This is a genomic window from Arthrobacter terricola (genome assembly GCF_004354015.1).
Lineage (GTDB): Bacteria > Actinomycetota > Actinomycetes > Actinomycetales > Micrococcaceae > Arthrobacter > Arthrobacter terricola.
Genome location: NZ_SMRU01000062.1, coordinates 1 through 8953 on the forward strand (window position 1 = coordinate 1; position 8953 = coordinate 8953).

The 8953-nt window shown below is 65.3% G+C and carries 9 protein-coding genes; 4 read left to right on the forward strand and 5 right to left on the reverse strand.

What is annotated here, in order from left to right:
* From E1809_RS25710 to E1809_RS25730, 5 genes are all read right to left on the reverse strand, one after another.
* The coding region (locus E1809_RS25710; RefSeq protein WP_133207069.1) for an NAD(P)-dependent oxidoreductase at positions 1–701 on the reverse strand (701 nt) is incomplete at its 3' end.
* An 80-nt stretch (positions 702–781) separates the two neighbouring features.
* Positions 782–1927, reverse strand: coding sequence for a substrate-binding domain-containing protein (locus E1809_RS25715; RefSeq protein ID WP_133207062.1), 1146 nt, complete (start codon positions 1925–1927; stop codon positions 782–784).
* A 68-nt stretch (positions 1928–1995) separates the two neighbouring features.
* The gene (locus E1809_RS25720; protein ID WP_133207063.1) at positions 1996–3117 is read right to left on the reverse strand and encodes an ABC transporter permease; all 1122 of its coding nucleotides are present in this window, start codon (positions 3115–3117) and stop codon (positions 1996–1998) included.
* A gap of 7 nt (positions 3118–3124) precedes the next feature.
* Positions 3125–4630: a sugar ABC transporter ATP-binding protein gene (locus E1809_RS25725; RefSeq protein ID WP_133207064.1), complete on the reverse strand. Its 1506-nt coding sequence runs from the start codon at positions 4628–4630 to the stop codon at positions 3125–3127.
* 152 nt (positions 4631–4782) lie between these two features.
* The gene (locus E1809_RS25730) at positions 4783–5595 is read right to left on the reverse strand and encodes an IclR family transcriptional regulator (protein ID WP_205754340.1); all 813 of its coding nucleotides are present in this window, start codon (positions 5593–5595) and stop codon (positions 4783–4785) included.
* A gap of 171 nt (positions 5596–5766) precedes the next feature.
* Between E1809_RS25730 and E1809_RS25735 the strand changes: the two genes are divergently transcribed.
* The 4 genes from E1809_RS25735 to E1809_RS25750 all read left to right on the forward strand — a co-directional run bounded on the left by E1809_RS25735 (position 5767) and on the right by E1809_RS25750 (position 8549).
* The gene (locus E1809_RS25735; protein WP_133207065.1) at positions 5767–6735 is read left to right on the forward strand and encodes a cyclase family protein; all 969 of its coding nucleotides are present in this window, start codon (positions 5767–5769) and stop codon (positions 6733–6735) included.
* Complete coding sequence (locus E1809_RS25740; RefSeq protein ID WP_133207066.1) at positions 6735–7757, forward strand: NAD(P)-dependent oxidoreductase; 1023 nt, start codon at positions 6735–6737, stop codon at positions 7755–7757. Before E1809_RS25735 ends, E1809_RS25740 begins: the two co-directional genes overlap by 1 nt.
* A 61-nt stretch (positions 7758–7818) precedes the next feature.
* On the forward strand, positions 7819–8043 hold the full coding sequence (locus tag E1809_RS25745) for a hypothetical protein (protein WP_407921062.1): 225 nt from the start codon (positions 7819–7821) through the stop codon (positions 8041–8043).
* Positions 8044–8054: 11 nt separating this feature from the next.
* On the forward strand, positions 8055–8549 hold the full coding sequence (locus E1809_RS25750; RefSeq protein WP_133207068.1) for a ribose-5-phosphate isomerase: 495 nt from the start codon (positions 8055–8057) through the stop codon (positions 8547–8549).
* Positions 8550–8953 lie beyond the last annotated feature (404 nt).

Consider the following 8953-nt stretch of genomic DNA (forward strand, 5'->3'; position numbering starts at 1 on the left):
AGGTCCTTGTGCATGAACTTCGCCGGACCTGTGGGGGCGTAGTCCTTCGCCGCGAGCCGCGGACCGACAAACTCCAGCACACGGCTGGCGGCCAGTCCGCCGGCAAGGACCTCGAAGAGGGCCGCAGCATCCATGCCGGAGCGCTCGGCGAGTTCGGCCGCTTCGGCGAGGGCCGCCGTCGTGGTTCCGACGATCAGCTGGTTGCACGCCTTGGCGAGCGACCCGGCGCCCAGGGCACCCATGCGCCGGACCGTGGTCCCCATCGCTTCGAACAGCGGAAGCAAGCGCCCGAAGACCTCTTCGGACGCGCCGGCCATGATCGCCAGCGTGCCATCCTGCGCACCCTGGGTGCCGCCGCTGACGGGGGCGTCAACGACGACGGCGTTCCCGCCACTGGCGCTGTGCACGGTCCGGGCGAATTCCTGGACGCCCGTCGGAGACACGCTGCTCATCACGACCACTATGGTCCCGGGGCGCGGGGGCACCAGTCGCCACTCATCCATCAGCCCGGATGCCGCCTCTTCGATGCAGGACAGGTCGGGAAGCATGAAGACGATCACCGGTTCGCCCCGGAGGCCGGCGACGTCCCGGGTACGGAAGCCTCCCAGTGCAACGAATTCTTCCACGGCTGCCCCGGAGCGGTTCCACGCGGTGACGTCCCATCCGGCTTTGAGCAGGTTCGCGGCCATGGGTGCCCCCATGAGCCCCAGCCCGACGAAACCCGCGCTCCGGGGAGCTGGGGCGGCCGGGCCAGGGTCCTGGGGTTTGTTCTGCTGGTTCACTACTTGCCCCAGATCTTGCGGTATGCGTCCTGGTAGCCGACCGGGTCCCAGGCGTCGGTGGCGGTGGTGTTTTCCTTGGTGGAGACGTGGATCTGCGGGACGTAGCCGCTGGCGGGCTGGTTGTTGAAGGCCCGGTTGAGTTCGTCCACGATCTGCCAGCCCTCGGACTTCAGTGGTGAGGGAACGGTGGCGCTCTGATACTGGCCGGACTTGATCCGCTGCAGAGCCGACGAGTCGCCGTCTCCGGCGCCGACGTTGAATGGTGAGCCGCCGGCGTTCACCCCGCCTGCCCGCAAGGCTGCTGCGGCATTTTCGTAGTAGACATCGTTGATGGCCACCGAGTAGGTCCAGGAGTCGTTGTATTTGCTCAGGAGCGAGGACACTTCCTGGGGCATGCGGGCGCTGACGTCCGAGAGTGGAACGTTGTCGTAGTCCAGGACCTTGACACCGGTGCAGGTCTGCAGTTCCTTCTTGATCATCTGGGACTTGCCTTCGGCGAAGGGAATGGAGGAGTCGGTGAAGATCACGACGCCGGCATTGCCGTTGGATTGGGCGATGACGTAGTCGGCGCTGATTTTCGCGACGTCCTCGACCTTCGTGGTGATGTTGGTGAACAACAACGGATCGGTGCTCGGGCCCGGGGTGGAGAGTGCCTGCCAGGCGGCGAGCGGGATCTTTGCCGCGTTGGCCTCCGCGACCTGCGCCGCGGTGGTCTTGGGGTCGAAACCGCCGATGACGATGCCGTCCGGTTTGGTCGTCAGGGCCTGGCTGAAGGCGCTTTGGATTCCGGCCGGGGTGCCGAGGCCGTCGATGACTTTGACGTTCCAGCCGATGGCCGCGGCCGCTTCCTGCAGGCCTTTCGCGACGCCGGCCACGCCGGGGTTGGTCATGGATTGGGCGACGTAGACCAGGGTTTTCGCGGTGGCCGCTTTCGGCCCGGTGGTGGGCCCGTCCCAAGGGGCGTCGGTCTTGGACGCGGCGTCCACGGCCTTCCGGGCGGCGGCGACGACGTCGGCGCAACCGCTGGGCCCGGACGCACTGGATCCGGCGGAGCCGGCATCGGCCGATCCGGAGGTGCACGCGGTGAGCCCGAGAGTCATGATGGCGCCTGCGGCGAGCAGCAGCCGGGGAGCGGAACGGTTCATGAGGGAAGCCTTTCAGTCATGGCGAATTGCCTGGGATGGTGCGGGGGTGGCCGGGGCCGGTGAGGGGGTTAAGAGGCGGTGGTGGCCGGTGCGGCAGGGAGTTGGGCTGAGGTGGAGGGTGTGCCGGGGTGTGCGTGGCCCGCGTCGTTTGATTGGTCTGTGTTGTCGGCACCGGGGAGCGCGGGTGGTGGGGCGGCCACCGCGCCGGCGCGCAGCTTGCGCCTGGCCGAGTAGCCGGCCAGGCCGACGGCGATCAGGAGCGTGACACCGTTGAAGAGCGGGGTCACCCAGAACTGTGCGCCGAGTTGGGAGATGCCGGCCAGGCCGATGGCCAGGGTGATGACGGCGACCAGGGTTCCGATCACGTTGGCGCGTCCTGGTTTGATCGCGGTGGCGCCGAGCAATGCTCCGACGAAGGCCGGGAGCAGGTAGTCCATGCCGACGCTGGGGTTGCCGATCTGCTGCTGCGAGGCCAGGAGCACCCCGGCGAATCCGGTGACGACGGCGGAGAACGCGAAGGCGTAGATCGAGTATCTCTTGGTGGGGATGCCGATCAGTGCCGCGGCGCGCGGGTTCGAACCCAGGACGTAGAAGTAGCGTCCCAGCGGGAGGCGTTCGAAGAGGATCCACAAGATGGCGGCGACGACCAACAGGTACACGGCGACGATCGGGACACCGGCGATTTTCGAGTCGTAAAGATCCGTGAAGGACACGGGCAGCCCGGCGCTGCCGGGGACCACGCGGGCGCCGTTGGTGATCGCGCCGGTGATGGCGTAGAGGACGGTGCCGGTGCCCAGGGTGGCGACGAAGGAGTCGATCTGGCCGAATTCGACGAGCAGGCCGTTGATCACGCCCACCAGTGCCATGACACCGATGGCGATCAAGGCGGCCAAGCCCCAGGGGATGTTGGCGTCCACGATGAGTTTGAGGACGATCACGTGGGACAGTCCCAGCCCGTAGCCGATGGACAGGTCGAATTTTCCGGTGGCGATGGGGATCATGGCCCCCAGTGCCAGCAACGCCGGGATGGACTGGTTGCTCAGGATCGCGTTGAAGTTCCGGCCGGAGAGGAAGGTCTGGGGCAGGATCAGCGCGAAGACCGCGAAGAGCAGCACCAGGATCACGAGGAGCCCGTACGGGCCAAGGAGATGTGCGACGCCGCGTGGGCGGCTGGCCTTGCTGTGGTTCATGTCAGGATCACTCCGAAGTGAGAGCAGCCCCGGAGGCCGCCGCGGTAAGGTTTGCAATGGTCAGTTCAGGGCCGGACAGTTCAGCGGTCACGGTCCCCTGGACAAAGACGAGGGCCCGGTGGCAGACGTTGGCCACTTCCTCGAAGTCCGTGGAGATCATCAGCACGGCGAGGCCGTCCGCGAGTGATTCCTCCAGTAGGGTGTAGATGTCGGCTTTCGCGCCGACGTCCACGCCGGCGGTGGGTTCTTCGAGGATGATCAGTTTCCGGCCCGTGTTGAGCCAGCGCCCGATCATGATTTTTTGCTGGTTGCCGCCCGAGAGGGTGGCGATGGCCACTTCCGTCAGGGCCGGCCGGACTCCGTAGCGTTCCACGAGCTCGACGGCGGTCTGGCGTTCGGTTTTAGGCCGTGTCCAGGCGAACGGGTTCTTGGACCGGATGCCGGGATTGGGGAGGAAGTTCTCCCGGATGCTCAGTTCCGGGGCGCAGCCCTCTTCCATCCTGTTGCTGGTGACGAACCCGACGCCGGCGTCCACGGCTTCGGCCGGAGTCCGTGGAGCATAGCTTTTCGAGTCAAGCAGTGCGCTGCCCGAAGTGATCTTGTGCGCCCCGGCCAGTGCGCGGCCGAGTTCCATGTGCCCGGCCCCGGTCAGGCCCACCATGCCGACCACTTCACCGGCATGCACCGAGAAGGACACGGCCCGGGTCTGGGAAGTGCCCAGTTCCGTGACCTGCAGGCGTTCGACGTCCTGCTGAACACCGTGCCCGGAAGAATAGGAGGCCGGCTTGTGCCCGACGATGTCCACGACGAGTTCGCGGGGGGATTTCTGCGCAATGGGGCCGGTGTGGATGAGGCGCCCGTCGCGCAGGACCGTCACCGTGTCGGAGATCGCGAAGACCTCATCGAGCCGGTGGCTGACATACAACAGCCCGTGTCCCTTGCTCCTGAGTTTCTCCAAGACCTCGAAGAGCCTGCGGGAATCCGCGGCCGGCAGGCTCGCCGTCGGCTCGTCCAGGATGATCACCTTTGCGCTGGTGGCCAGCGCCCGGGCAATCGCAACCAGGGATTTGTCCGCCCTCGTCAGCTCGGAAACATGGCGGTCCGGTTCCAGGTGGGAGGCCACCGTCTGCAGTGCCTCCGCCGCCGCGTCCCTGACCTGTCGCCAGGAAATGAACCCGCCCGCCTTGCCGAAACCCGTGCCCAACGCGATGTTCTCCGCGATGGTCATGGAGTCCACCAGGCCAAGGTCCTGGTGGATGAAGGCCATGTCCGCGGCGGCTTCGGGGGTTCCGAGCGGATGGCCGGCGACGGTGATGCTGCCGCTCGTCGCCGTGTACAGGCCCGACAAGATCTTGATCAACGTGGACTTGCCGGCACCGTTCTGGCCAAGTAATGCGTGGATGCTGCCCGCTTCCAGGGTGAGGTCGACGTCCTGAAGAGCCGCGTTAACCCCGAAGCGTTTGGATAATTTCTCGATGTGGATCAGCGGCATCGGGGAAATATTGAGTCCCATGATCGCTCCTTGCAGTCCCAGTACTGCGTCATTTTCTGGGAGGTCACCAATGACCTTTGACCAATATCTTGTCCCACAACCAGCATATTGGTCAATAGTGTGAAGCTAAGCGTCTCCTCCGCGACCGCTTTCGGCCACGCAGAGGCGCCGATTTAGAGCGAGTGTGCGCTCAGTGGATTGGCCAGATTCCGGGCAATGTGCTGCAGTTCAGCGACGATTTCGGCGTGGTCCAGCTCGTCGGCGCGGGCCTTGATCAGGGTCGCGCTGATGGCAAACTGGGCCGGCTCGCCCTGGAGATTGACCACCGGCACGGCGAAGCACACCACGCCGATGTTGGTCTCCTCGTCATCCATGAAATACCCGCGCTGACGCGAGATCCTCAGGTCGGCCAGCAGCTCGGCCAGACTGGTCAGTGAGCGGGCGGTGAAAGGCGTGAAGGCCTTGCCCCGGTAGCGGTCCTCCACAACGGCGTCAGGCAGCGTGGACAGGACAGCTTTGCCCGTGGCGGTCACGTGGGCCGGGAACCGGTCGCCGATATTCGCCGTCAGCCGGATCGGATTCGTGCCCTCATAGCGGGCCAGATACAGCACGTCCGTGCCGTCCAGCAAGGCCAGGCGGGCGGCCTCGCGTGAAATGAGCTTCGAGCGCCGGCACAGCGCGTAGAACTCCGCGAGCTGGTCGGCCGAGCGCAGGTAGTCGCCGGCCAGGGACAAGATGCGCCGGCCCAGGGTGAACCGGCCATCGGAGCGCCGGAGCATCCCTTCGCCCTCCAGTGCGGCGCAGATGTTGGCCGTGGAGGACTTGGCCAGGTTCATGGACTTGGCGATCTCGGGCACACTCATCCCGGCCTGGCCGGCATCGGCGACCAATTCCAGAACGGCCATGCCCCGGGTGATCGCCGGAACCGAGCTTTGCGCCCCCGGGCCCGCCTCGCCTGTCTTCTCCACAACCGTCTCTGCAGTCATAATCAGCCTCCCCTTATCCAAGATATTGACTTTCAACTAGTATATTGGCTTACTATGGCGGAGTCACCCCTCCCAGATCCCCTTTTCGGGACCGAGGGCATCACGTGGCCGCCGGAGCCCTCATCGGGCCCACCCTGACCGGGGACGGCACTTAAATTCAAGGAGTACACCGTGTGCGCGGAAAATGTCAGCGCTAGACCACTTTACCCAGCCCCGCCGACCACGGGTCCTGCCATCAATCGGCGGGAGTTCGAGGACGTCTTTGAAAAGGTGAAGACCTGGGGCACCTACCCTGATCCCTCCGCCGGCGCATGGCAGACAGTAACCGCCGCCTCCGTGACGGAGGCCGCGTCCTTGGTCCGCAGCGGCCGCGTCGTCACAACGGCCCTGCCATGGAACACCGTCAGCGGACCGTCCAACGCCAACCCGGCCCTGCACTACATGACGGACCTTGGTGTGCGGGAAGCTCCCGAGCCTTCCTGCAACAAGGACTTCATCGGCGTTGACTACCACGGCAAAGCCGTCAGCCACCTGGACGCCCTCAGCCACATCGCCTACAAGGGCATGCTGTATGAAGGGCAGGCCTCCAGGGACGTCGTGACGGCCACCGGAGCCGATTTCGGCTCGGTCAGCTCCCTCGGACCCCTCGTGGCCCCCGCCGTGCTGCTCGACTTCACCGTCCTGTTCGACGTTCCCTGGCTTGAACCAGGCACCGCGATCCACGCCGAAGACATCCTCGCCGCCGAAGCCCGCCTCGGCGTGCAGATCAACCAGGGCGACGCTGTATTGATCCGTACCGGACACTTCCGGCGGGCCCGGGAACTCGGGGCCTGGGACTCCTCGGACCTCAGCGCAGGACTGCATGTTGACTGCATGCCTTTGCTCGCCGAACGCGGCATCAGCGTGCTGGGCGGCGACGGGGACTCCGACGTGCGCCCCTCCCCCACCCCCGGCATCCACTCGCCCGTCCACATCCTCGCCATCACAGCCATGGGCCTGCCCTTGCTCGACAACCTCGACCTCGAAGCACTCGGCGCAGCCTGCGCCGAGGAGGACCGCTACCGGTTCATGTTGGTCGTCGCCCCACTCAACATCCCCCGCGGCACAGGTTCGCCCGTTAACCCCTTGGCGGTCTTCTAATGACATTCACAGTAGGCATCTCCGCGGACTTCCTCGATTCCACCGGCACCAACGTCTGGGGCAACATCGGCCTCGCCGGGCTCGACCAGGCAGGACTCGCCTGGGAATACATGCACGACCCGGCCCCGGCACTCACACCGGAGCAAATGGAAAAATACGACGCCATCCTCTACGCCGCCCCGGCCGTCACGGCAGAGTCCTTCGCCGGCGTGGTAAATCCGCCGCTGATCCTGGCCCGGTTCGGCGTCGGGTACGACGCCGTCGACCTGGATGCCTGCACCGCCGCCGGAACGATCGCCACGATCACCCCCGACGGTGCCCGCGGCCCCGTCGCCACTGCCACCTTGTCCATGCTCCTGTCCGTCATGCACCACACCGTGACCAAAGACCGCCTCGTCCGCAAACAACGATGGGACCTGCGCGAGAACTTCATGGGCACCGGTCTTACCGGCAAAACGATCGGCCTCCTCGGCGTCGGGAACACCGGCGGGGAACTGATCCGTCTGCTCGCTCCGTTCGGTGTCCGTTCCGTCGGCTACGACCCCTACTGCCCGCCCGCACGTGCCAGCGAACTCGGCGTGGAACTCATGGACCTCCAAGACGTCGCGGCCCAATGCGACGCGCTCATCGTGATGGCCGTCCTCACCGAGCAAACCCGCCACATCGTCAACGCCGCCATCCTGGATCGCATGAAGCCCACCGCGATCGTGATCAACATGGCCCGGGGACCCATCATCAACGAATCCGACCTGATTGCTGCCCTCGCCTCCGGCCGTATTGCCGGCGCCGGGCTGGACGTCTTCGAAGAAGAACCCGTCACGAACGAACTCCTCGACCTGGACAACGTCACCCTCTCCCCGCACTGCCTGTCCTGGACCGATGAGATGTCCCTGGGCAACGGCGGCAGCTGCGTACGGGCCATCGTCGATGTCGCGAACGGAAGAACTCCGCAGTTCGTGATCAACCGCGACGTCCTTGAAACAGCGACCTTCCGGGACCGGTTCACCCTCTATGCCCGCTAGAGCCGACAGGCGCCCGCCCGCAAAGACCACAAAGCCGCTGACACAGAATCCACCGAGGAAAGTGGAAATCATGGTCGCCCACGCCCGCGATGTGGACCGTGCACTGAACTCCGCAGTCCGGGAACTCCAAACACTCGCCATGGTCCACGGCGTCGAAGGAATTCTCGCAACAAAACATGCACCCGGCCGGTTCACCCTTGAACTCAGCCGCGACGTCCCCTACGGCTACACCCTCGAAACACACGCCGACACCCACCATAAGCGGCCGGTACAGACCGGCAACTGAAAGAAGGAACTGTGAGCACCACCTCCGAACTGCCAAGGGTCCACATCGCCACCGACCACGCCGGCATGGACCTCAGCACCCACCTGGTCCGCCACCTCACGGCCAAAGGCTACGACGTCGTGGACCACGGGCCCAAGCAATACGACGCTTCCGACGACTACCCCTCGTACTGCATCAACGCCGCCCATGCCGTCGTGGCGGACCAACACGCCGGTATGCACGCCCTCGGCATCGTTCTCGGCGGCTCGGGCAACGGCGAACAGATCGCCGCCAACAAGGTCACCGGCATACGCGCGGCACTCGTCTGGAACCACTCCACGGCCATCCTCGCCCGCCAACACAACAACGCGAACATCGTGGCCGTCGGCGGCAGGCAACACAGCATCGACGAGGCCACCGCCCTCATCGAAGCGTTCCTGCAAGAGCCTCCAAGCAACGACCAACGCCACATCCGCCGAATCGGGCAAATCGCAACCTACGAATCCACCGGCAAGATGACCCAATAAGGCGATGGAACAGGATTGGCAGCGCATGGACCCGAAGCAGCGCCACGGGATCGCCCCCCGGGCGCGTGGCTGCTCAGCTGTGCGATCCTGACAATGTCGGCTCCCCCCGTTACCTTTTTCGTGGCCCCTAAATGAGTAAGAATCGGGGTTGCTGGCCTGTCGGGCCCGGCATGATCTTGTCCCCCAGTCGACCATGATCCGGGGGGTGTTGTCACCGGGTTCCGATAGGCGCCAGGGGATCGCTAATGGGGACCAGACCAGCCGCAGACCTTACCGCGGGAGGCCGGCCGTAACGTGGATGCCGAACTCTGGGGCCGCAGGACATGCCAGCGCTGTTAGATCGGAACGGAATTCTGGGGGTTATTGCGTGATCAAGGACCACGAATCCGTCGATGTCTTCATCG

Excerpts from the sequence above, each read along its gene's own strand:
- E1809_RS25715 (WP_133207062.1), bottom strand. The coding sequence starts at position 1,927 with ATGAACCGTTCCGCTCCCCGGCTGCTGCTCGCCGCAGGCGCCATCATG.
- E1809_RS25720 (WP_133207063.1), bottom strand. The coding sequence starts at position 3,117 with ATGAACCACAGCAAGGCCAGCCGCCCACGCGGCGTCGCACATCTCCTT.
- E1809_RS25725 (WP_133207064.1), bottom strand. The coding sequence starts at position 4,630 with ATGGGACTCAATATTTCCCCGATGCCGCTGATCCACATCGAGAAATTA.
- E1809_RS25730 (WP_205754340.1), bottom strand. The coding sequence starts at position 5,595 with ATGACTGCAGAGACGGTTGTGGAGAAGACAGGCGAGGCGGGCCCGGGG.
- E1809_RS25740 (WP_133207066.1), top strand. The coding sequence starts at position 6,735 with ATGACATTCACAGTAGGCATCTCCGCGGACTTCCTCGATTCCACCGGC.